General features: G+C 56.8%; 20 protein-coding genes. 7 read left to right on the forward strand and 13 right to left on the reverse strand.

The genetic code is table 11. The features are described 5' to 3' along the window. Positions 1-172: 172 nt before the first annotated feature. Genes GOX75_RS11380 through GOX75_RS11400 form a run of 5 tightly spaced genes read left to right on the forward strand, consistent with a single transcriptional unit; the run spans position 173 to position 4379 of the window. Complete coding sequence (locus GOX75_RS11380; protein ID WP_171123131.1) at positions 173-1507, forward strand: NAD(P)/FAD-dependent oxidoreductase; 1335 nt, start codon at positions 173-175, stop codon at positions 1505-1507. Next, positions 1458-2003, forward strand: a complete 546-nt coding sequence (locus tag GOX75_RS11385) for a hypothetical protein (RefSeq protein WP_171123133.1) — start codon at positions 1458-1460, stop codon at positions 2001-2003. The genes GOX75_RS11380 and GOX75_RS11385 overlap by 50 nt, the downstream gene beginning before the upstream one ends. Then, the gene (locus GOX75_RS11390; RefSeq protein WP_171123135.1) at positions 2003-3226 is read left to right on the forward strand and encodes an MFS transporter; all 1224 of its coding nucleotides are present in this window, start codon (positions 2003-2005) and stop codon (positions 3224-3226) included. The genes GOX75_RS11385 and GOX75_RS11390 overlap by 1 nt, the downstream gene beginning before the upstream one ends. Next, on the forward strand, positions 3223-3840 hold the full coding sequence (locus GOX75_RS11395) for a DUF3833 domain-containing protein (RefSeq protein WP_171123137.1): 618 nt from the start codon (positions 3223-3225) through the stop codon (positions 3838-3840). Before GOX75_RS11390 ends, GOX75_RS11395 begins: the two co-directional genes overlap by 4 nt. After that, positions 3837-4379 carry a DUF3833 domain-containing protein gene (locus GOX75_RS11400; RefSeq protein ID WP_171123139.1) on the forward strand — a complete coding sequence of 181 codons (543 nt, stop codon included), beginning with the start codon at positions 3837-3839 and terminating at the stop codon, positions 4377-4379. The genes GOX75_RS11395 and GOX75_RS11400 overlap by 4 nt, the downstream gene beginning before the upstream one ends. Positions 4380-4443: 64 nt before the next feature. Here GOX75_RS11400 and GOX75_RS11405 read toward each other — a convergent pair whose 3' ends face one another. The 11 genes from GOX75_RS11405 to GOX75_RS11455 all read right to left on the reverse strand — a co-directional run bounded on the left by GOX75_RS11405 (position 4444) and on the right by GOX75_RS11455 (position 15447). Next, complete coding sequence (locus GOX75_RS11405; RefSeq protein ID WP_171123141.1) at positions 4444-5472, reverse strand: porin; 1029 nt, start codon at positions 5470-5472, stop codon at positions 4444-4446. Positions 5473-5890: 418 nt separating this feature from the next. After that, positions 5891-7021, reverse strand: coding sequence for an energy transducer TonB (locus GOX75_RS11410; RefSeq protein WP_171123143.1), 1131 nt, complete (start codon positions 7019-7021; stop codon positions 5891-5893). Then, entirely contained in the window at positions 7018-7383 is a 366-nt protein-coding gene (locus tag GOX75_RS11415) for an ExbD/TolR family protein (protein ID WP_371808150.1), read from the reverse strand. The genes GOX75_RS11410 and GOX75_RS11415 overlap by 4 nt, the downstream gene beginning before the upstream one ends. 8 nt (positions 7384-7391) lie before the next feature. Further along, positions 7392-7718: a biopolymer transporter ExbD gene (locus GOX75_RS11420; RefSeq protein WP_171123147.1), complete on the reverse strand. Its 327-nt coding sequence runs from the start codon at positions 7716-7718 to the stop codon at positions 7392-7394. Positions 7719-7749: 31 nt separating this feature from the next. After that, entirely contained in the window at positions 7750-8415 is a 666-nt protein-coding gene (locus GOX75_RS11425) for a MotA/TolQ/ExbB proton channel family protein (RefSeq protein ID WP_171123149.1), read from the reverse strand. Further along, positions 8412-8843 carry a hypothetical protein gene (locus GOX75_RS11430; protein WP_171123151.1) on the reverse strand — a complete coding sequence of 144 codons (432 nt, stop codon included), beginning with the start codon at positions 8841-8843 and terminating at the stop codon, positions 8412-8414. The genes GOX75_RS11425 and GOX75_RS11430 overlap by 4 nt, the downstream gene beginning before the upstream one ends. A 203-nt stretch (positions 8844-9046) precedes the next feature. Beyond that, positions 9047-11650: a glycoside hydrolase family 9 protein gene (locus GOX75_RS11435; protein WP_171123153.1), complete on the reverse strand. Its 2604-nt coding sequence runs from the start codon at positions 11648-11650 to the stop codon at positions 9047-9049. Between the two features lie 41 nt (positions 11651-11691). Next, entirely contained in the window at positions 11692-12627 is a 936-nt protein-coding gene (locus GOX75_RS11440) for a glycosyltransferase (RefSeq protein WP_171123154.1), read from the reverse strand. A gap of 2 nt (positions 12628-12629) precedes the next feature. After that, the gene (locus GOX75_RS11445; protein ID WP_171123156.1) at positions 12630-13700 is read right to left on the reverse strand and encodes a glycosyltransferase family 2 protein; all 1071 of its coding nucleotides are present in this window, start codon (positions 13698-13700) and stop codon (positions 12630-12632) included. Continuing rightward, complete coding sequence (locus GOX75_RS11450; RefSeq protein WP_171123158.1) at positions 13681-14553, reverse strand: sulfotransferase; 873 nt, start codon at positions 14551-14553, stop codon at positions 13681-13683. The genes GOX75_RS11445 and GOX75_RS11450 overlap by 20 nt, the downstream gene beginning before the upstream one ends. Before the next feature lie 93 nt (positions 14554-14646). Beyond that, positions 14647-15447: a WecB/TagA/CpsF family glycosyltransferase gene (locus tag GOX75_RS11455; RefSeq protein ID WP_171123160.1), complete on the reverse strand. Its 801-nt coding sequence runs from the start codon at positions 15445-15447 to the stop codon at positions 14647-14649. Between the two features lie 290 nt (positions 15448-15737). On the opposite strand from GOX75_RS11455, the gene GOX75_RS11460 reads away from it, so the two are divergent. Further along, the gene (locus tag GOX75_RS11460; RefSeq protein WP_171123162.1) at positions 15738-17936 is read left to right on the forward strand and encodes an AAA family ATPase; all 2199 of its coding nucleotides are present in this window, start codon (positions 15738-15740) and stop codon (positions 17934-17936) included. A gap of 61 nt (positions 17937-17997) precedes the next feature. Here the strand turns inward: GOX75_RS11460 and GOX75_RS11465 are convergent, their stop codons facing one another. Then, positions 17998-18399, reverse strand: coding sequence for a GtrA family protein (locus GOX75_RS11465; RefSeq protein ID WP_171123164.1), 402 nt, complete (start codon positions 18397-18399; stop codon positions 17998-18000). A 223-nt stretch (positions 18400-18622) separates the two neighbouring features. Here GOX75_RS11465 and GOX75_RS11470 point away from each other — a divergent pair, with 223 nt between their 5' ends. After that, positions 18623-19609: a glycosyltransferase family 2 protein gene (locus GOX75_RS11470; protein ID WP_371808151.1), complete on the forward strand. Its 987-nt coding sequence runs from the start codon at positions 18623-18625 to the stop codon at positions 19607-19609. Here GOX75_RS11470 and GOX75_RS11475 read toward each other — a convergent pair. Then, the gene (locus tag GOX75_RS11475; RefSeq protein ID WP_171123168.1) at positions 19606-21120 is read right to left on the reverse strand and encodes a hypothetical protein; all 1515 of its coding nucleotides are present in this window, start codon (positions 21118-21120) and stop codon (positions 19606-19608) included. The genes GOX75_RS11470 and GOX75_RS11475 overlap by 4 nt on opposite strands. Between the last annotated feature and the right edge of the window lie 99 nt (positions 21121-21219).

Raw genomic sequence — 21219 nt, forward strand, 5'->3', positions numbered from 1 at the left:
GTGTGATGCTTTTACGGCCACGCCAAGGCAATGGATCACGCGCCGGGACCGGAAACAGGCCTCAATGCCTAAAGATTTGGCAATATTCATTGCTGAAATTCTCATAACCCGATTGATCCACCCCGGCCCTTTCTGCGTATCTTATTGTAAAATGTCACATAACGAGGCTTGAATGTTCGACGAATCCCGGGGCGTCCGGAAAAAAATCGCAGTAATTGGCGCAGGAATCTCAGGTCTCTCCGCAGCTTACTACCTTTCAGAAAATAACGACGTGACCGTCTTTGAGGCCGAACCCAGACTGGGCGGCCACGCCAGAACGGTAATGGCGGGCAAGAATGGCGATCAGCCGGTGGATACCGGTTTCATCGTCTTCAACTATGTGACCTACCCCTATCTGACAAAACTGTTCGATGAGCTGAATGTCCCCGTCATCAAATCGGAAATGAGTTTTGGCGCGACAATCGACAATGGCCGCATCGAATACGGCCTGAACAATCTGCGTACATTGACAGCCCAGAAACGCAATCTGGCGCGTCCGGCATATTACAAGATGATCGCGGACATCCTGCGGTTCGGCAAAGAGGCCCCTATTGCGGCGCAGGATGATGACACCACCATCGGTGAATTGGTCGACCAACTGCGTCTTGGTCACTGGTTCCGCCATAATTACCTGATGCCGATGTGTGGTGCGATCTGGTCAACCCCGGTCGAGTTCGTGGATCAATTCCCGGCTCGATCTCTGGTTCAGTTTTTCCGCAACCACGCGCTTTTGGCCAGCGGACGCGCCAAACAGCATCAGTGGTACACGGTCAAAGGCGGCAGTATCGAATATGTCCGCCGCATCGACGCCGCCCTGCGCGGGCGCGGCTGCGACATCCGTCTGGCCGCCCCTGTCGATCACGTGCAGCGCGACGAGGCCGGTGTCACTGTTCACAGCCAAGGACATATCGACCAGTTCGATGAAATCATTCTGGCCACCCACTCCGATCAATCTCTGGCCATCCTCGGCGATAGTGCGACACCTGACGAAAGGGACGCTCTGGGCGCGATCCGGTATCAGCCGAACACCGCGATCCTGCATGGCGACCCCCGCCAGATGCCCCGGAGACGCGCGTGCTGGTCCAGTTGGACCTATCGCTCGCAAGCTGGAAACGTGGGCGTGACCTATTGGATGAACCGTTTGCAGAACATCCCCGACAGCGATCCATTGTTTGTATCGCTGAACGCGGGTTCAGACATTCCTGCGGATAAAATTTATGACCAGGTAGAGTTCGCCCACCCGGTATTCGACAAGGCAGCCCTAAAGGCACAAGGGCAAATCCGCGAGATGCAGGGACAGAACCGAACCTGGTTTGCCGGTGCTTACAACCGGCACGGTTTTCACGAAGACGGGATCGCCAGCGCGATGCATGTCGTCGGGCTTTTGAACGGCGCCCCGCAAACCCTCGGAGCGGAAAATGGCATTCTTGCAAAAGATCCGGCCATCCCTGTCTCAGCGGATCTGTGATACCTGCTGCGCTGCACTGGTATCCCTTACGGTACTGATACCGGGGGGGCTGGCGGCCTCTCCGATCTCGCAAAACCTGTCCAACCCGCAGCAGGTCGGCAGCGCGACCTTTCGGTTTCTGGGCATACCGGTTTATGACGCGCAGCTTTTCACTCCGAACGGCGCGGCGTTCAGTTGGGACGCCGATTTTGGCCTCAAGCTGACCTACCGGAAGACCCTCAAGCAAAAGGCTCTGGTCGAGTCCACGTTGGAGGAGATGGCACGGCAGGGAAATCCTGCGCCGCCGCAAAGCGCGCTTGAGGATTGCTATAAGGCGGTCGGCAAGGGCGATAGCTATATCGCGATATCAGAAGGCCCCAACAAGGTCGGGTTTTGGCGCAACGGACAAAAGACCTGCACGCTGTCCTATCCCGGCGCAAAACGGGCCTTCGTGTCCATTTTCCTCGGCGCAGACACACGAAGCGCCAGCTTTACCCGTCAGTTGAAGGGGCAGTGATGCTGTACCCGCGCGTCAGTCTCTATGCGCTGATGCTCGCTGCGGCGGGTATCCCGCTCTATATTCACTTGCCACGTTTTGCTGCCGTCAATCTTGGTATTGGGCTGGGGGTCATCGGAACCGTGCTTTTGGTGATCCGTCTGGTGGACCTGATCCAAGATCCGTTGATCGGCTGGGCCATAGATCGCTGGCCAAGGGCGCAGGCACTGTTCGCGACACTGGCCGCACTTGGCCTCGCCGTTGGGTTTCCACTACTGTTTTCGTTGCCCGATGGGGCAAAACTGTCCGTGTTAGTGTCTGTTTTAATACTTCTCTTTTCCGCCTACAGCCTTGGGGCAATCCTGCTCTACGGCCGCAGCGCCACGCTGGCGAAACACCCCGAGGCCAAAGAGCTTATGACCCTTGCGGCTTTTCGCGAAGGCGGGCAATTGGCCGGAGTCGTTCTTGCCGCAAGCGCACCCGCCCTGTTTGTGGCCTTTGGCGCGGGCGCTCAGGGCTATCCTGCCTTTGGACTGTTTCTGGGCGTTCTGGCCATCGTCACGCTGATCTTGACCTTTCCTATCTGGCAGCGCACCCCGATCACCGGTCAGGGATTGTCTGTTGCTGGGTTAGGCCAGTCTGGGGCGCTGGGTCTGCTGGCGCTGGCGCTGATCAACAGTTTGCCTGTTGCGATAACATCGACCCTGTTTCTGTTTTTTGTGGAAGACCGTCTGCAACTGCGCGGAATGGCCGGTCCTCTGCTGATCCTGTTCTTCCTCAGCGCCGGGGCGAGCGTTCCCTTGTGGGCACGCCTTAGCAATCGAATTGGGTCGAAACAGACTCTGATGATCGCGATGCCGCTGGCGATTGCGGGGTTTATCGGCGCAGCTACATTATCCGCCGGAAACCTGACCGGGTTCGCCCTGATCTGTCTGGCTTCAGGTGCGGCGTTGGGTGCGGACATGGTCGTGCTGCCCGCAATGTTTTCGGTCGCCCTGACCCGTGCCGGTCTGAACGCGTCGGCTGCGTTTGGTATCTGGTCCTTCGCAGGCAAGCTGGGCCTTGCTCTCGCGGCCTTCTTCACTCTGCCGTTGCTGGAACGCAGCGGCTTTACACCGGGACAAACCAATTCGGCGGCGGCGTTGCAGACGCTTAACCTCGCCTATGCCGTTTTGCCCTGCATCCTGAAACTCGGCGCGTTCGGAATGGTCCTGACGCTGCCAACTGAGGTATCAGCCAAATGAACCTTGTCGTAACCCTTCTACTCGCCATCCTCGCCATTCTTGTCGCCAGAGGCCGCCTTCTGAGTTTTCGCGCGCAATCGCCTGCGGACTATGCCGGGACAGGACCCGCATTCAAAATGAAAGAGGCGCTGAACGGTGAAATCCTGTCCGAGGGGCTGATCTATGGACCCAACGGCAAGATGTCGAACAGCTTTGTCGCCCGCATGGTTGGGGAATGGGACGGGAAAACCGGAACGCTGGCCGAGTACTTTACCTATTCCAACGGCAAGGAAATGACCCGCAAATGGTATCTGACACTGGGCACGGGGAACACCTTCATTGCGACTGCGGATGACATCGTGGGCGAAGGGAAGGGTACGATTTCGGGTGCGACCGTCAAACTGACCTATCGCATCATCCTGCCCGAGGACGCCGGAGGGCATACGCTGGATGTTACCGACTGGATGTACCTGACCGAAAACGGGGTGATCATGAACAGGTCCGAGATGCGCAAATTCGGCATCAAAGTCGCTGAACTGGTTGCAACGATGCGCCCTGCACCGGAAACAAAGGCCGCCCATCTGAACGGCGCGAATGGCTATGACAGCACAACAGAAACGAGGACGGTTCAATGAACTGGCGGCGTTTTCTGATCTGGGCGATCGCGATTGTCGGTGTGACCGTTCTGACATCCTGCTCGGCCAAACCGCGCGTGCCCAAAACCTTCTTGTCTGATCGCCAGTTGAACCTTGAAGAGTTCTTTGAAGGCAAGACCGTCGCCTATGGTCAGTTTCAGGACATTCTGGGCAACGTCCCGCGTCGGTTCGCCGTCGAAATCGAAGGCACATGGGACGGCGAAACCCTGACGCTGGTTGAGGATTTCGTCTATGATGATGGTGCCAAGGAACAGCGGATCTGGACGCTGACCAAAACGGGTGAGGACACCTGGACCGGTACCGCGCCCGGCGTTCTTGGAACCGCCAGCGGAGTAGAGCGCGGAGACACGTTCAACTGGAAATACAAGATCGACCTGCCCGTCAAGGACGGCACGATGCGGGTCAATTTCGATGACTGGATGTGGCTGCTGTCAGACGATCGCCTGCTGAACCGCGCCTATGTCTCGCGGTACGGTGTCCGGTTGGGCGAAGTCATTCTATTTTTCGAAAAGAAGTAGAAAGCTGAAACAAGAAAGGGCGGGTCAGACGACCCGCCCTTGAACCTTGATGGTTCAGGTCAACTTAGAAGTTGAACTGAGCACCGAAGTCAGCACGGATGCGACCATCGTCGTCACCGTCCTTGATCTCGCCGACTGCGCCGCGCAGCGATGCACCGCCGCCCAGGTCGTAGATGGCGCCAACACCGATGTTGCGGGTGTCGTCGTCAGCCGAACCGTCGCCGTAAACCAGCTGCAGGGTAGTTGCTGCGCCCAGGTCGTAAGAAACCGAGAAACCGTAGGCGGTGCCGTTTTCCGCGTCGTCGATGACGTCATCGTCTGCAACGAACAGGGTGCCGTAGAAGTCGCCCAGTTCAGCGCCCAGCGTGAAGACGGTCAGGCTTTGGTCTTCGCCGTCAACCAGATCCGTTTGACCATAGGCCAGCGATGCGGTGATGTTGTTGAAGACGTAGCTTGCGAAGATGTCCCAACGGTCCGCGTCTTGGGGTTGACCCGCCAAAGCCAGGGTACGCTGGTCATACGAAGCACCGAACGACAGGTCGCCAACTGCGTACTGGAAGAACACGCCGTTTGCGCCCGAACCGGTCGAGCTGTACTCGAGGAACGAGTAGTTGACGCCCGAGTACTGACCCAGGAACTGTTCCAGGCCCGGCTCGGTACCGAAGTAGTCACCCAGGTTGTCGAACGAACCCGAAACGTTGCCGGCGTCAACGCGCAGACCGCTGTAGATGACCGAGAAACGTGCGCCGTTCAGACCGGCTTCGTTTTGCTCGCCATTGCCCGAGTCGTCGTCAGCTTGCAGACGAACGCGGCCCTGGAATTCAACGCCGCTGTCGGTTTCGACGTTTGCGTCGATGTTCAGACGGAAGCGCGAGACCAGGATGGTGTTGTCGGTGTCGACGGTAGCGCTGGCGGTGGTGCCGGTTCCACGAACGATGTCGCCGCTAGCGGTGGTGGTGAAGTTCGCAACCGTGCCGGTGCGGTCTTCTTGGTAGCCAACACCAAAACGGCCGTAACCGCTGAACCGAATTTCAGCCGCAGCAACGCTTGCGGTCGCAAGCAGTGCGGTCGATGCAAAGAGTACTTTTTTCATGGTTTATCCATAAGTTTTGAGAGGAGTGTAGCCGCAAAATTGCGGCTGGCCGCGTCTTCAAAGAAAATCCCTACGTGCACAATGGGTCCGCAGCATTTCAAATTGAGAGCGCGGAATTCTGTTGCATGTTTGCACGACATTTTTTTCGAAACACAAAACCATTTTGCGTGTGTTTACAGGCGGTTCAGGGTCGTCACCGGAATCGTTACAAAAATTTGAACACAAAAATACAAAACCACCCCTTTAAATTTGGGCAAGTGTACCGTGCGCTGAAATTGTAAGTTCTTCAAGCATTTGAAATTTTTACCTAATTCGAGCAGTCCAGCAAGAGAATCCTGCTCGAACAGGCATTGGTGAAGGGCCTGAATCGGCGCAAGTCGCACGCCCGGCTGTGCAATCAGCCCACCTGTGGGATCCTTCAATTGCTTGTATAGAAGAACGAGAGTTTTCGGCTTACCCCACCCGGCGGCGGCGGGAAGGGCGAGGCCGCCCGCACCTGCGCTCTGGCTGCGCGGTCCACTTCGGGCGATCCGGAGCTGTCCACGACATCAACCCACGCCAGCGATCCATCCGGGTTGATCTGGAAAAACACCTGCGCAAAGCCGCGCGCAGACACAAACACCACCGGCGCGCGGTTTAGATGTACCAGCACCCGGCCCGCGTAATTGGTCGTGTTCGAGTTCCCCGGTTCGCGCCCGCCAGAGCGACTGCCGGTATTGCCCGAGGTGAATGCGTCTATCCCCCTGCGCCGGTAAGTGGTCAGTGGCGACTCTACCTCCTGCGACGGAAATCTAAGCGCGCTGAAATCCCGCGCACCGCCTTGAACCCCCTGTCTTTGCGGAGCGGGCGTGCGCTCTGGTCGCTGCGGGCGTATCGAAGACGTCACCGCAAGGTCTGAGGTTTCGTCGGTGTCGTCCGGGGATTCAGCAGGCGTCGGCAGATCGGGCTCAACGGCTTCGTTTTCCAGCGGCACCACTGGGACAGGCGACACTTCGAGGACAGGCGCGACTTCGGGTGATGGAAGTGCGGCAAGCTGTTGCGGCTCTGGCTCCACGGGTTCAACCTGTGTTGCAACCGCGTCAGGCGCACCTTCGGGCGTTTCAACAACCTCGGACGGCTCAACCGGTGGCGTCTCGTCCACCTCCTGACTGGCGGCGTCGTCACCTTCTGACGTATTCTCGGTCTCAGCTACATCCGGTTCAACGGGCTCGGTCGCAATCGGTTGTACGACCTCTGCATCCCCTAAATCCGGCGAGGGTGTCACCTGCGGGTTGTCAGACGCAACAAGCGCCTCGCTGACGGGCACCTCGGGCGGTTCTTCCGGCGCTTCGACCGGCGGTTCAGGCGCTTCGGGCGGTTCTGGCTCAACTGGTTCGGCAATCACTTCGGCAAGGTCTTCGAACGTGTTGCCCAGCGCCACGGAGTCCGCCGGGCTTTCATTAGTTGGTTGTTCCGACAGTCTTGGGGCCGTGAACGTCAGGCCCATCACATGAATAAACAGCGATAGAAGAATGGCCACAGCCGCTATGACGACCGACCCCCGGATCATTCCAGCGCCTTCTCGGTGACAACATAAACCGATGTCGCGCCCAGCCTGCGCAATTCGCCCGTAACCTCGATCAGTCGGGGGGCGGGCGCTGCGCGATCGGGAACGATCCGGACCGCGCCGGGTTCGCGACCCTCCATATAGGCTTGAGCGTCGGTCGTCTGGCCTCGAAAACTGATGCGGCCATCCTCATGCAGGATCAGGGCATCGGGCGGTTCGCGACCTTCAAGATCCGATGTGTCGACAAGATCCAGATCAGGATCCAACGGAGGCGCCACGGTTCCCGTGATCAGGAAAAAGATCAGCATCAGGAAAACGACGTTGATCAGCGCGATGGTGGAATCGCGTTTGCGGTGGGGACGCATCGACCGGATCATTCCAACACCAATACACTGAGCTCGTCACGCCCACGCAGCCGGACCAACAGGTCAACCAGACGCTGCGACGTCGTATCGGGATCGAGGCTGACAAGAAGTTGCCCGGTTTCAAGCTGATTACCCAGCTCATCCAGCGTGATCGGCGCACCGTTCAGATCAAGCCGCTCGGTTCCAAGCTGCACAAAATGCCGCTCTGCCGGGGTTTCTGAGGCCGCGCCTCCACCTGTCGCATTGCTCAGCTCGATCTCGCCGTACTTGGCGAATGTTGATGACAGCATGAAAAACAGAAGCAACAGAAAGATAACGTCGATGAGCGGGGTCATCGACAATCTTCGCCTGACGAACGGTGCAGGGTTACGCATGCTCGGGCGCGACGGCTGTCGCAGAGGTATCGACCGGGCCGGGAATACCCTGACCCGGCACCAGCACCGTGCGCAGCGCCTTGTCCGCGAAAACCCGTTCACGCGCCGTACGGCTTTCGAACCAGGACAGAACCATCGAGGTCGGCATAGCAACAGCCAGACCAACGGCCGTCGTGATCAGCGCAACCCAGATACCACCAGCCAGTAAGGACGGATCAACCGTTGAGCCTGCGGACTGAAGGCTGCGGAAGGCTTCGATCATGCCAAGCACAGTGCCGAACAGACCCAGCAAAGGCGCAAGCTGGGCCACGGTGTCCAACAGCCGGAACCCTCGCTCCAAACCTGCCAGCGCCAGCCCCGCCTCTGCGTCCAGCCGTTGATCCAGCCCCGGCGTGTCCGGCGCGTCCATAGCAACCCCGACAAGCGGAGCAAGATAGCTGCGGCTCTCGGCCAATCGCGCACGCGCGCGCCGGACATCACCGTCATCCCATGCCGCAAGCGCCTGAGACAGAACACGGTGCCGCCCAACGCCCGACACAGCAAACTGCCAGAGTTTGTAGAGCGTCACTGCAAGTGTCACCACGGACATTGCGATGAGAATTCCGACAACCGGCCCGCCAAGGGCCAGAATTTCGCGCAATGCATCCAGCGGGCTCATCCAAGTAACTCCACTTCTGTCCGGCTGTTCAGTTTCAGCGTGTCATCGCATAATTGACTGTCCGCGCCTTCAACAATGCAAGTGTTTGCACCGTTAATCAACGCCCGACCCACCCCCGCGCATGTCATGCCCGGCAAATCGAACTGACGCACGCGCGGCCGACCAGCGGGCAGATCGCGAAAGTTGAACAGCGACAGGCTGACCACGCTGCCCGAAGCATCGAAAATCACCGTTTCGAAACTTGCGGCGTCAATTTCGGAACCGGTCTTGTTGTCAATCAGGAACGTCAATCGGCAGGCCCCTTCGACATCCTGAAGGGTGTTCAGTTCCAGCAACAGCCCGGTCTGGTCCGCGCCCTCGGACTGCGCTGCTGCTGCAAGTGGTAGTGAAATGAATATCGCGGCAAGCACCACACGGCGAAACTTCATTTGCGCGCTCCCAATTGTTCGACGCAGTCATCAGCAACCGGCATGTCTGACGGGCGCTGTAACCGTCATATCCAAGACAGTTAGGGCACGAAAGGGTCACCGACACCATTGTGACCCCACGAGATTACGCGTGCTCGGATTTCCGCCGTTGATAGACAGCCATAGAAGCCGCACCAATGAGAGGCCCAGAATTGGGCCGATGTCTACCCGTCATGCTCGGGAGGCGCCTCTGGTGCTTGGTAATTGACCATGGCGCAGGCGATCAGCCATTCCATCGCGTTGGCCTTGATATCGTGCTCGGACGAGATCGCGATTGTTCGGCTTTCGAAAATCTGGGCATATTTCGGCCAGGCCAGTTGATCGGCCGGGTAAATTGATCCGTCAGTCTTTTGCTGTTCCCATTTGTGCATGACACCGCCAGCGACACCAAAGCTGATCTGGCCAGGAATGGGCGGTTTGCCCCTCCCGTCAATCAACAACGGATCAGCGTAATCCCGACGACCCAGGCCCTGCACAAAGCTTACATTTGCGGGATTGCACCCCAATCCGAACCACATCCCTTCGACCACCGCCGCCTGCATTTCAGGCGGAAGCTCACCATTGGCCGCAAAGTACAGGGCGAAATGCGCCGCCCGCCAATTCGACCCCGGCCCAAACCGAAGCCAACCCGGACCCCACGGATAGGTCGCGGTGCTGTGCAATCCAAAATCACGCCCCATCCGCTCGGCCCGTTTGACGCGGTACCTAATCCAGCCTTTGATCGACTTGACGATCTCGGGGTTTGTTGGCCTGCCTTCCTGTCCCGCCTGAAGATAATCATAATACGAGAACTGGAAGATTTCCCGTTTAATGCCTTCGGCGGGATCATCAGATAAGGGCTCGAACGGGTTGTTATCCTCGAAAACCTTCAAGGCCGTCGCTTCGCCGCTGGCGCGGTAGATACTTGCGGCAGCCGCGACACGGGATCGCGACACGACGCTCACCCATTTTTCCGGTTTTGGCTCGGTCCCGTCTTCGTTCAGTGGGGCGGGTGCATAAGGATTTTTTGACAGAAACTCCTGCTCGGCCCAATACCAGGCGCGGACCGCCTCATCTATGAGACTATCGCCCAGGGTGATGTCACCGCACACGTGCTTGATAACGTGGCCCAGTTTCGCCGCACTAAAGGCAAACCAGTACGAGGCCCAGTCTTCCGGCCCATAGCTGTACGCAATCTGAACAGGGTTCCATGAAACCGAGCCGAATATCCCCGAATTCGAGTATTCAACGCCTCCGCCTATGCCGCCATCCTCGCGCTGGGTTCTGCGCCACAGGGAAATGCCCCACAATGCCTCGTGTATAAGATCGGGCAGAACTGTCTGTCCGTCCCCGCGATCGTCGCTGTTCTTACGGGCGCGCACAGATTCATCGGAAAATGATTTGCCGCTTTCGGGAATATTCAGGTCCAGCGTCCGGGCATAGTCGAACGCCTCGACGATATGCGCCATGTGATAGACGACATCGGTGTGCTGAATACGGCGATCCCAATCCCCTGCGTCGTGCCATCCGCCCCAGGCATTTGGGTTGAGGTCCTCGGACCATGCAGCGGTGGATCCAGAAAGACCCGCGTTTCCGATTGGTTGCTCGCGCAGGATCTTGAAAACGCTCGACCCGTCATAGCCCTCGGATGTTCGCCCAAGCTGTACGTCGGTTTGCCACACCACCAGCCCGTCTTCGGGGTGGCCATTGCGAGGTCGGGTTCTGCCTTCGCCATATGGCTCGGCAATTTCGCACCCCGATCTTTGATGATAATACCAGCGCGCGGCCAACCTTAGCGCATCGGCATAAGGGGTATCGGAAACCTTGAATGGAAAGGATTCCCCCAATCCATCGACGTGCAGGTGATAGTCGCCATTCCTGTCCAAATCCGAAAAATCAGCCTGATAGATATCACAGCCATTGAAGTTCTCTTCATTCCAGTGCGGTTCGGTCGCGGGTTTGACAAGCTCCAGCGTGCCGGTGCGCACAACCGTACGGTCCACCTCATCAATCAAGCGCCAGCCGGTTTGTTCGGTCAGAATGACATCGGTGTTGCCGGGCATTCCGTTCTGATCATGCCCCCACCACTCGCCGACATAGGCTTTTTTTGGGCCCTTCACCGGATAGCCTGCCTGACAGACGTGCACGGCTTCGCTGAAGGCTGTGACGGGCTTGTGCCCTTGGATGGTCGCGACAGTGGGTCCTTTGAAGGAAAGCTCTGCCCCTTGCGGAATTGGTTGGTCCAACACGAAAGTCAGAATGTGACGCTTGGTGCTGTCCCATCGGCGGACGTCCAGTGCCTCGGTCCGGATCGGGGTAGACTTGCGATACAACGCGACAACGGTGACGGGTTGTCCATTGACGGTAACGCTCCAACCTTCCGGCTGGTCTGCAAGCGCGTGCTTCTGATGCGGCTCTGATCCGGTGCGGAAACCAGACAGCCTGCTATCGCGCACCACTTTGGGCCACGCCGTGAAAAGCTGCGGCTGGGTCACGTTTGCATCGCCCGAGAAATACCCGTCCAGCCCGTTGAGCCGACCGACCGAACCAAATGAGACATAGGGGTCAGGAACCCATTCGCGATTGTCTTCGGGTTTGACCGCCACTGGATCGGATCTTTCGAACAGCGTGTCGATGACCGTGATCTGAACGGTGTCATCACCCACGAAACTCAATTGGGTTTCGGTCTGATTGTCCGCGCGCAATGAAGAAACCAGCGCGATCGCAATCGGGGCGGACACTGCCAGAGCAGTACCCTGGAGCAATATGGCACGTCGCGAGAACATCATGAGCCGCATTCTCTCCCGGGATCAAACAAAGCGAGCGTACCTCATTTCGCCGTCCGATCCAAACTCTGCAGGAAACGCCAGATCAGGCGGGGGCGCAGCAGGCTGTCGGGGTACAAAACAGCACCGCAGGCGCCTTCGAACAGAGCCGCCGATTTGCGCCCGTACTGGTACTGATTTCGCACGCCCGACCAGAAGATATCAATTTGCCGCGCACGCAGAAGCGACCGCAACCGCGACCCGAACCGTTCTTTCATCAAAGGATTCACCGCAATTTTTTCGATACACGGTACACGCCGCGCAAAGGCCGGGCCGCGCGCCCCGAAATTGGCGCCACTGGCGACTTGGCGATAATTCAGCAATGCAGGCCCCTGCACGACGGCGAATTCACCCAAAAGGGCCAGGCGGCACCAGAATTCCCAGTCTTCGCCATTGACCAAAGACTCGTCGTACCCACCGCAGCGTTGGGCGCTTTCGGTTCGGACGGCTAGTGCCCCCCCATTGACCACAAAGTTCTTTCGCAACAACGCGGCCAACTGATCCTGATCAGGCACAAGGTGGCGGTTGTCGGCCCCGCGCATAGGGTGCCCGTCCACGTCGATCCTCTGCACCCCTGCTACGGCGGCAATGGCGTCGGAGTTTTTCAAAGCTTCGTAAAACGTGCCCAACGCCTGCGCATGCAGCAGGTCATCAGCGTCCAGAAACAGAACAAACTTTCCTTTGGCCCGGCTCAAGCCAAGGTTTCGGGCCGCGCTGACACCTTTGGCCGGGCCGTCCACGGCGTGAAACCTGTCGTCCGATTGGGCAAAACGATCCGCAATCTGTCGGGTGTTGTCCGTTGAGCCATCGTCGACGCAGATCGCCTCAAAATCAGCAAGGGTCTGGTCCTGCACACTCTGAAGCGTTTCTTCCAGAAACCGCTCCATATTGCGGGCCGGAATGACAATCGAAAAGACCGGTTCGTCAGAGGTATGCGCCACAATCACCCCTCCTTCACGCGGTCGACTTTGACGGCCGCGCTGCTGTATTCGGCAAAGTCAAAGCGCAGCAGCCCCGCAACCATGCCCGCCCCCCTGAGGATTTCGAGCCACCCCCTGTAAAACCTGGCCCGAGAGCCGAAGCCGAGGCACAAACAGGTCAGCGCACCCCAGCCCATGGCCGCAACGCTTTTCAGGGCGCGCGTCGCGATACCCCGCCGCCGGATCAGGGCGATGCGACTTAAAGTGTTGCCCATTCGGAACCACCGTCGGCCAAGCCAGCGCATTGTCATGCGGTTTTCAGGCACATCATCCCATACCAACGCATCTGCTGCGGCCCGGATCGTTCCACCGCCGTCCCGCAGCCGAGAAAAGAACTCTTCGTCTTCGCCCCCGGTGATATTGAATCGCGGATCGAACCGCAGGCCACGTTCCCGAATGATTGCCGCATCCGCCATCGCGTTATTCGTCGCCGCAGCCGGCAGCGCGGCCCCCTGCACATAAGGTCCCATTCGAAAAAGATTAAGCGCCTCGATCCAGTCCGGTGGTGGTTGCCGGTACCGGGGCTCTACGGTCCCTTGCACAGCTACGGTGTCCGGCAGAACCATCGTTTGCAGCATCTGCGCCAGCCAGTCCTCGGACGCTTCTTCATCATCGTCCAGAAAGGCGATGTAATCTGCGTCAGCCGGGGCTTCGCTCAGTGTTCTGTTGCGTGCCGACACGATTCCGCGTTCGTATTCAATGGTGTAGATGACCGACCAATGGCTGAGCTTCCCGATATCGCCCAGTGCCTCGGTCGCTGGCGCGTCAGGCGCGTTATCGGCGATCACCAAGGTCACACGAATTCCGGGGGCTTCTAGTACTTGCCGGTTCAGGCTTTCGACCAAATTCCGCAGTCCTTCAGGCCGCAAGTAGGTTGCAATGCAAATGGCGATATGCGGCGCAGCTTTATGTGATTGTTCAACCGTCATCGGCGAAGCAAGTTTCCGCTCTTGCAGTTCCGGTTTCTTGCACCAGTCCTGTCTGGGTTTTGCGTCGGCGATGATCCTTGCATGGTTATCCCTTTTGCTCGGCATCCGCTGGTCGCAGATCGCTCCAGGTGGACCACGGCAGGGTTTCACGCCCTGTAAGTTCGGCCACAAATTCCATGTCGGGCCTGAACTGGTTCGCCAGCCTTTCCCGCGTTTCAGATGTGGGAGGCGGAACCATGATGTTCAAATGCTGCTTGTTCATCGACAACATCTGTTTCAAACCCGGAAGGGTCTTCAGCTTTTTCACCCCGTCACCCATTCCCAGCGATCGCATCATATCGCCACCGAACCGAAGCGACTTTTGCAAAGTCTTGTTCCTGTAGGTGATGTTTTCATGAAACCTTTCTGAAATCGCCTCTGACCCTTCCCGGGCCGAAAGGCCCAGATGCTCGCAAATCTGATCATAGGACTCGTCTGGATTTGCGGCCACTTCTTCGGAAAACAGCACCAGCAAGGCGTCCCGGTCAAAGTGCTGCAGCCAGTTTTCCAGATTGGTCTTGTACTGGCTTTGCTGCACATAGGCGGGGTTTTGGGCCAGACCCGCCTCGACCGAAGTCGAGGGCGCAATGTGGCCTTTGCGAATCTCATGCAAATGGTTCGAGAACACGCGCCCAATCGGATCCCTGAGGATGCAGATCAGCTTGAGGTCCTTGTTATAGGCCCGCGCCCGCCGGGGCGCATCTGAACTGAAGAAGTAGGTTGGAGAACACTCTCCACATATGTTTCCGGGCGGGGCGTCTGCGAAACAGCTTTCGTACCATGCATAGCCCCGGTCAAAATTCGCGGTGAAGAAATTCAGCTCTTTGGTGTCATTCGTCGTCACCGAACTGTGTTCGGACAACACGTGATGCAGCCAAGTCGTCGCGGCCTTTTGCGCACCGATTCCTATGAAATCCACCTTCCCCACACGAAATCCCTTCTGAACAAACCAACTTACCAATACTTCTGGCAAAACTCCGGGAAATTCAGTTCAGCCAGTCTTTGCGCCTCTCTACCTACGTTCGAACCGCTTCGGCACATCTTTTCTAAGCACAATGCTCAACGCATGCGGCAGCGTCCGCATATGCCTTCTGAACAGATATCGCGGACCGGTCGCCATGCGATGCAACCACTCTAGCCCCATTTTCTGCATCCACAAAGGCGCGCGCGGATAATCCCCGACGACAAAATGAAAACAGCCGCCGCAGGTCACTATCCAGGCACAATGATCCAGTTTTGAGGCTATGTGGTTGGCAAACAACTGCTCTTTTGGCTTTCCAAGCCCGACCCACAGGATATCGGCCTTGCTAGCGTTGATGTCGGCGATAACGGCCTCTTCCTCTGACGCATCAAAATACCCGTTTCGCCGGCCCACGACCCTCAGACCGGGATACAGGGCGGTCAACTCTTCAGCGCATCCGCGATTAATCTCTTCGGTGCTGCCCAGAAGGTAGAATCCCACATCGTTCTTCGCCGCCGCCGCAGCGGCTGAGTGAATGAAATCGGTAGTGGCCGTGCGTTCGGGAATGCCCTTGGACCCCTGTGTCCACTTCGAGGCCCAGACCACGATCTGCCCATCGGCATGAATGATATCGGCCGCGTCTATCGCCTTGGCGAATTGTGCATCTTCGGCATAAAGCGAGATTCCCTGTGCGTTCGAATCGAACACTGTCAATGTGCGGTGGTTTTGCCCGGCCCTGCGCCGTTCGACATCGTCCAGCATCGCCGACGTAAGCTCGGCGTCGCTGACGAGAGCGACGGGCATACCGCCTACAATTGTGTGCGACAAACGCTTGTCGAGAATCTTGTTCATCTCATAGCCAACTGGTTAAAACACATACAGTAACGGCAGGTTATCAGGACTGCCGATTCTCGCTAATACATACTCCACGAACTGCTCAGTTAATCGGCGCAGCCCCGTGCGAATTAGCAAACCCTCCTAAACTTCCTATCTTTTCGTAGCCAATCATGGTTTTCTAGACCCATTGTTGACGCCATCTGTTGATTTCACTGTTGATACAAGCCCGCTGACACTATGCTCGGGCCTATCCTTACCGCACGTTGTTTTTTGTCATGACTGATCAGTATCGCCGAGGATTAGATGTGGAGCTCTCTGGGACGGGTCTTGCTTCGGCAGGTGACCCAGAGCTTAGAACGCTGTCCAATATTGCCTGGGCCATAAGGCGCTCACTTCCGTGGATCATGGTAATGGGGTTTGTGGGTGCTGTTATAGCATACATTTTCACGTACACCTCGGACACAAGATACACGTCCAGCGCAAAAGTCATGATGGAAACCCGTGTTCAGACCGAAACGCAGTTCACGCCTTACGTTTCAGGCCTGCCGCTTTCGCTGACATCGCTGGAAAGTGAACTTGAGCTTTTACGCTCTACCGACTTGATCGAAGGTGTTGTCGACCGGATGCAGCTTTATCTGGATCCCGAATTTTCTGGGGAAGACACCAGTATCAACCTGTCGCCAATCGCACTGGCGCGTAGCCTAAAGAATAGTCTGGTCGACGCCCTGAGCGGTGATAATGACGAAGTGGTGGGCAGCGATTCCTCGGCGGAAGAGCTTGCGCGGGAAACGACCATTGAGAACCTGCTAAAATCGACACGGATCGAACAGATTGGCGATATTTCAGCGGTCTACCAGATTCGCGTCACGGCGAAGTCACCGCAAAAGGCGGCCGACATCGCCAACAGCCTTGCGTCAGAATACCTGTCAAATCTGACGACCATGAAACGCAATGATCTGGTCCAATCCCAGAGTTGGCTTACAACGCGGATCGGGCATTTGCGGGATGATCTGAACAAATTGAGCTCGGATCTGGAAACACATTCTATCGAAATCCCTTATTCCCCGGACGAATACGCAACCATCAAGGCCCAGCGCATTAAGGCCGAGCGGCGCGCCCAACTGGTGGAAAATGAGCTGGCCCGGATCAAAGAGCAAACCAGCGCGATCCACACCCTGCGCGCGCAAGGAAAATCCCAAGAAGCGATCGACTTTGCCAAGAAAATCGGGTTGCTTCCGCCGGACCTTGGACAGGATGCCAATACCGAGGAAGCGCTAAAGCGCATCAGCGCCGCGCAGGACATTGCCGAAAAACGGGTAGAGCAGTTGGACGACCAACTGAACGACCTGAACCGCAGCATCGAAGTGTTCCGCGCGCAGCAAGCCGAACAGGTTCAGCACGACTCGGTCACCAAGCGGATCGAAAATGAAATTCTGGTCACCGAAGCGATTTACCGGGACTTCGTATCCCAGCTTGGGCGCAGGGCCGAACAAGGTGATTATCTGGACGCTGGTGCGCATCTTATCGAGCGGGCCCGTGTCTCGGTCGACCCGTCGGAACCCAAGCGGTCGCAGACATCCATCGGCGTGATGTTCATGATCATTTTCGCCGGTCTCGGCTGGACCGTGATGCGCGAAATCTTCCAAAAGCGGCTCAGAACCACCTATGAATTCGAAAGCGCAACAGGGGTAAAACTGTCTGCGATCCTTCCCGAGATCAAAAACGCCCCGCAATTCGAGGCGTTCTTTACCAATGACGGAAAGCTGGACCCCGAGTTTGTGCGATATGGCAAAAAGCTATTGGCCAGCAGTGACGTTGGATTGCGATCCCTGCGCCAGCAGGGCGAGCCGTCCTTCTCGCAAGCGGTCGAGTTTTTCTCGAAAAGTCTGGACGGCAAGCCCAACCAGAGCTTCTCGAACAATGGGTGCGTCATCTTCTCTGGCGCGTCCGCGCTGCCGGATGAAGGGAAAACATCATCCCTTCTGTTGATCGGATCCGTCTGCGCCAAGACAAAATTCCGGACGCTGATTATTGATTGCGATACGGTCGCGTCTGCTTATCGAGATCTGTCAAAACTGTCGGTCGATGAACTGAAATACTGCACCGCTAATCCCTCATCCTTTCAGGAACACATTGTTGCGACGCCTCAGGATGGGTTGGATATCCTGCCGCTTGCCGGCAATCTGGATTCCGAGACAAAGGTATCGCTTGTTGAAGAGTTCCTGCGCTCTCCGGCCTTCATTAATTTGTTGATCACCCTGTCCGATATGTACGAAGTGATCCTTCTGGACACACCGCCCCTGCTGGCGGCGGTGGAATCTGCGTATCTGTCACAGATTTCCCAACGGGTCATTTTGTTTACAAGATGGAACGACACGCACAGAAATTCCGTCTTTCAAGCGATACGTGAGTTGGAAAACGCTGATGTCAGACCTGCGGCCCTGGTTGCGACGCGTGTCGATCTGAAACGCGCCAAAAAATATGGTGATCCCAACCTGGGATAGCGCCTGACACAACAAGTTTTCCTGTAGGCATTTTCAGACTGCACATGTTGCTAGCCCGTTTTCATTGTTCCGTGTTCTGGCCCGACCCCAAAATGCGCCGCGAGAACAGAAAGTTTATAACCATCCCGGCCAGCGTCGCTGGCACCAATGCAATGACCGGATAGGCACCTGCTGTCTCGTTGAGGCGGATCAACGCCACGAACACCGCGTAGTTCACCGCCAGACCAAAGCTCATTGCCAACACATAGCTTGCGAATTCTCTCAGTGTCGGACGGCTGACAGTGGCGAAAGTAAAGGTCCGGTTCAAATACCAGGTTGTCGTGACGGCCCCGCAGAAAGAGATAATGCGCCCGATCTCGGGGATCAGTCCAAACCACTCGGTTGTCAGCAACAGCAGACCGGCATCCACGAAGAACGCGATACCACCCACGATTACGAACCTGAAAAACTGAGAGGAAGGCATGTTCACAAGTCCATCGTCGCCATCGATAAAACAATCTCATTTCCAGTGGCCGGGCTTTTCTTGGACCCCACCGAAAGCTCTGGAAAGACCGCAGCAAATTGGCCGCAAAACAGGTTAGAGCTTTGACCCTTATGTCAATTTTTCTTTTGGCATAGGCGAATATCTGGTATCCCAAAACATATTCTGTCAATCCGTGTTTTTGTTTTTTTGGAGGATGAGTGCCGTGTTGAAGGATGAGGCAGCTTCGGGTGTGAAGGGTAGCAACCCAGATCACGTTGCTTCGGATGATGCGGTTCGGATTGCGATCATTTTACCCTGCTACAACGAAGAAGCGGCGATTGAACTGACCGTTTCTGAATTCAAGGAAGCCCTGCCAGACGCCGACGTGTATGTGTTCGACAACAATTCATCGGATGCGACGATCGAGGTGGCACAGCGCGCGGGCGCGACCGTCCGATCCGAAACAAATCAAGGCAAGGGAAACGTGGTTCGACGCATGTTCGCGGACGTGGAGGCAGACGTTTATATCATGGCCGACGGCGATGCCACCTATGACGCCAGCAATGTCACTGAGCTGATCGCATTGCTGCGGAACAACAACCTGGACATGGTGAACGGGGCACGAAAACACTCGGATGACGCAGCCTATCGGCCCGGCCACAAATTTGGCAACCGGATGCTGACTTCATTGGTCAAGCTGTTCTTTGGCCGAAACCTTGAGGACATGCTGTCGGGGTACAGGGTGTTCAGCCGACGGTTCGTCAAAAGCTTTCCCAGTATGTCCAGCGGGTTTGAGATCGAAACCGAACTTACCGTTCACGCGCTTCAAATGCGGCTTCCGATTGATGAGGTACAGGTCAAATATCGCGCACGGCCCGAGAATTCGGTGTCCAAGCTGTCGACCTATGGAGATGGTCTGAGAATCCTGCGCATGATCGGCTTTCTGGTGAAGGAAGAGAAACCACTGTTGTTCTTTTTCTCACTCGCCGGGCTGATCTTCATCCCTTCGGGCCTTGTGTTCCTATCGGTGCTTCTGGAGTTTCTGGAAACAAGTCAGGTCGCACGGTTTCCATCCTTATTCGCAGCACTGACCGGGTTCCTGATGTCAATTGTCTGTATCGCCTGCGCCCTGATCCTCGACACTGTTTCGCGCGGCAGAAGAGAGGCCCGCCGCCTCAGCTATCTGCAGTATGAGGCCCCCAAACCCTAAGACCCGGCGCGACGCTGATTGATATGAAACACAAGGTAGGTCGCCAACAGCGGCAATAGCCAGACAACGCGCGCCTGATACCGGTGATGCGGATCCGACAGAACGCCGCACACCACCGCATTTACTACAAGCGTCGCCAAAATCAGGATGCCCAAAGCCAAGGCCGCGTCTGAAACAGGTCGTGACGCGTAGATGTAAAACACTGTCATCAAACTGAAGGCCGCAACCACATAGATCAGGGTTGACAATGCAACAAACGGATAGGCTCCGGTGACGGCCTTCGAGTCCCCGTAATTTTTCAGATCGACCTCGGACATGAACAGCGGTGCCTGCTCAAGAAAGACCCGCTTGGCCGTTTCAAACTCGTACAACCCGAACAGGCCGAACTGTTCGGCCGAGTTTTTTAGCGACGCCGCGATTTGCATCCCCGGGTATTCCAGTGCCGCCGTCAGAAAAACGGAGGCGTCCTCATTGCTGAGTTGCAGCTTGGTGTCCGGATCGGACGACCGGAAAAACCCGTCCGGGTGCCACAGAAAATGCTGCGAGTCCCGGCTTTGTAGCGGAGCCGCGCCGCAGATTGTGAACCCGTGCTGTTCGCAGTCATTGTCAATTAGTTCCGCAACCGGTCCATCTTCGATCCCCCGTGCGGTCAAAAAGGGGATGCTTTGCGGCCAGCTTCCGAACATGGTGAAGGCGACATAGGCGAACAGGAAAACCGCAAACACACCTGCGCCAAAGGCGGAACATGATACAAGCAGACCGGAAAACGTGGGCCTGAGCCGCGGCCAGATCGACATGAACAACAAGATTGTCAGCAATCCGAAGATCACCAGAATATGGCTGTTATGAAATGCGGCGGCGGCGGCCAACGTGACCCAACAGAACACTTGCTGAAGGACCGACAGATTCTTTCTGCCGTAACACAGAAGAAACAGGCAAATAGGTGCCAAAGCCGCAAATATGTCCGGCATGGTGTAAGTCGAAAAATACGGCAGCGGTGTCGCCAAAGCGCAAATCGCCCCGGCGGCCAGATAGGGTTTTACAGGATCAACTGGGCACAGCTGCCTGACCGTCAACCACGCAGCATAGCCAACTATGAGCGACTGAAAAAACGCTAGCAAGTAAGGCTGAACACCGAAAAAGACGTACACGAAAATCCCGTAATATGGGGACCGTGACATGGGTACCGCGAACTTGCCGCCGTTTTCCGAGTTTCCCGGTTGCGCAGTTGTCTCTTCATTCGCGCTCTGCGCTTGTGATCCGGTGTTTTCAGCGATCAACTCTTCGGCAGGTTTTCCGGCAATCGTCTGAACCACCGCTTCACCCGCCTTGTGATACCCTTCCGTGTCAAAGAAAACGAAAGGAAACCCGTTTATGGCCGCTGGCAACATCTGCATGACCGCAAATGTGACGACCAGCATCAAGGCCTTCAAAGTGGTCATGTTCGCTGTATCTGATTGCGGGGAAACACCGACACCAATGGACGCCACGCTGGATGCTTCGTTTTTCATGCTAAAAACCACATTCGAAATTCGTTACCCGTTTAACAACTATGGCGAGGCGGACGGACACCCGCTTTTCAAATTTGCGCCGCGCCGAATGTGCCTCCT

It is taken from the genome of Ruegeria sp. HKCCD7251 (genome assembly GCF_013031165.1).
Taxonomy (GTDB): domain Bacteria; phylum Pseudomonadota; class Alphaproteobacteria; order Rhodobacterales; family Rhodobacteraceae; genus Ruegeria.

Excerpts from the sequence above, each read along its gene's own strand:
- GOX75_RS11380 (WP_171123131.1), top strand. The coding sequence starts at position 173 with ATGTTCGACGAATCCCGGGGCGTCCGGAAAAAAATCGCAGTAATTGGC.
- GOX75_RS11385 (WP_171123133.1), top strand. The coding sequence starts at position 1,458 with ATGGCATTCTTGCAAAAGATCCGGCCATCCCTGTCTCAGCGGATCTGT.
- GOX75_RS11390 (WP_171123135.1), top strand. The coding sequence starts at position 2,003 with ATGCTGTACCCGCGCGTCAGTCTCTATGCGCTGATGCTCGCTGCGGCG.
- GOX75_RS11395 (WP_171123137.1), top strand. The coding sequence starts at position 3,223 with ATGAACCTTGTCGTAACCCTTCTACTCGCCATCCTCGCCATTCTTGTC.
- GOX75_RS11400 (WP_171123139.1), top strand. The coding sequence starts at position 3,837 with ATGAACTGGCGGCGTTTTCTGATCTGGGCGATCGCGATTGTCGGTGTG.
- GOX75_RS11405 (WP_171123141.1), bottom strand. The coding sequence starts at position 5,472 with ATGAAAAAAGTACTCTTTGCATCGACCGCACTGCTTGCGACCGCAAGC.
- GOX75_RS11410 (WP_171123143.1), bottom strand. The coding sequence starts at position 7,021 with ATGATCCGGGGGTCGGTCGTCATAGCGGCTGTGGCCATTCTTCTATCG.
- GOX75_RS11415 (WP_371808150.1), bottom strand. The coding sequence starts at position 7,383 with ATGCGTCCCCACCGCAAACGCGATTCCACCATCGCGCTGATCAACGTC.
- GOX75_RS11420 (WP_171123147.1), bottom strand. The coding sequence starts at position 7,718 with ATGACCCCGCTCATCGACGTTATCTTTCTGTTGCTTCTGTTTTTCATG.
- GOX75_RS11425 (WP_171123149.1), bottom strand. The coding sequence starts at position 8,415 with ATGAGCCCGCTGGATGCATTGCGCGAAATTCTGGCCCTTGGCGGGCCG.
- GOX75_RS11430 (WP_171123151.1), bottom strand. The coding sequence starts at position 8,843 with ATGAAGTTTCGCCGTGTGGTGCTTGCCGCGATATTCATTTCACTACCA.
- GOX75_RS11435 (WP_171123153.1), bottom strand. The coding sequence starts at position 11,650 with ATGATGTTCTCGCGACGTGCCATATTGCTCCAGGGTACTGCTCTGGCA.
- GOX75_RS11445 (WP_171123156.1), bottom strand. The coding sequence starts at position 13,700 with ATGCCGAGCAAAAGGGATAACCATGCAAGGATCATCGCCGACGCAAAA.
- GOX75_RS11455 (WP_171123160.1), bottom strand. The coding sequence starts at position 15,447 with ATGAACAAGATTCTCGACAAGCGTTTGTCGCACACAATTGTAGGCGGT.
- GOX75_RS11465 (WP_171123164.1), bottom strand. The coding sequence starts at position 18,399 with ATGCCTTCCTCTCAGTTTTTCAGGTTCGTAATCGTGGGTGGTATCGCG.
- GOX75_RS11475 (WP_171123168.1), bottom strand. The coding sequence starts at position 21,120 with ATGAAAAACGAAGCATCCAGCGTGGCGTCCATTGGTGTCGGTGTTTCC.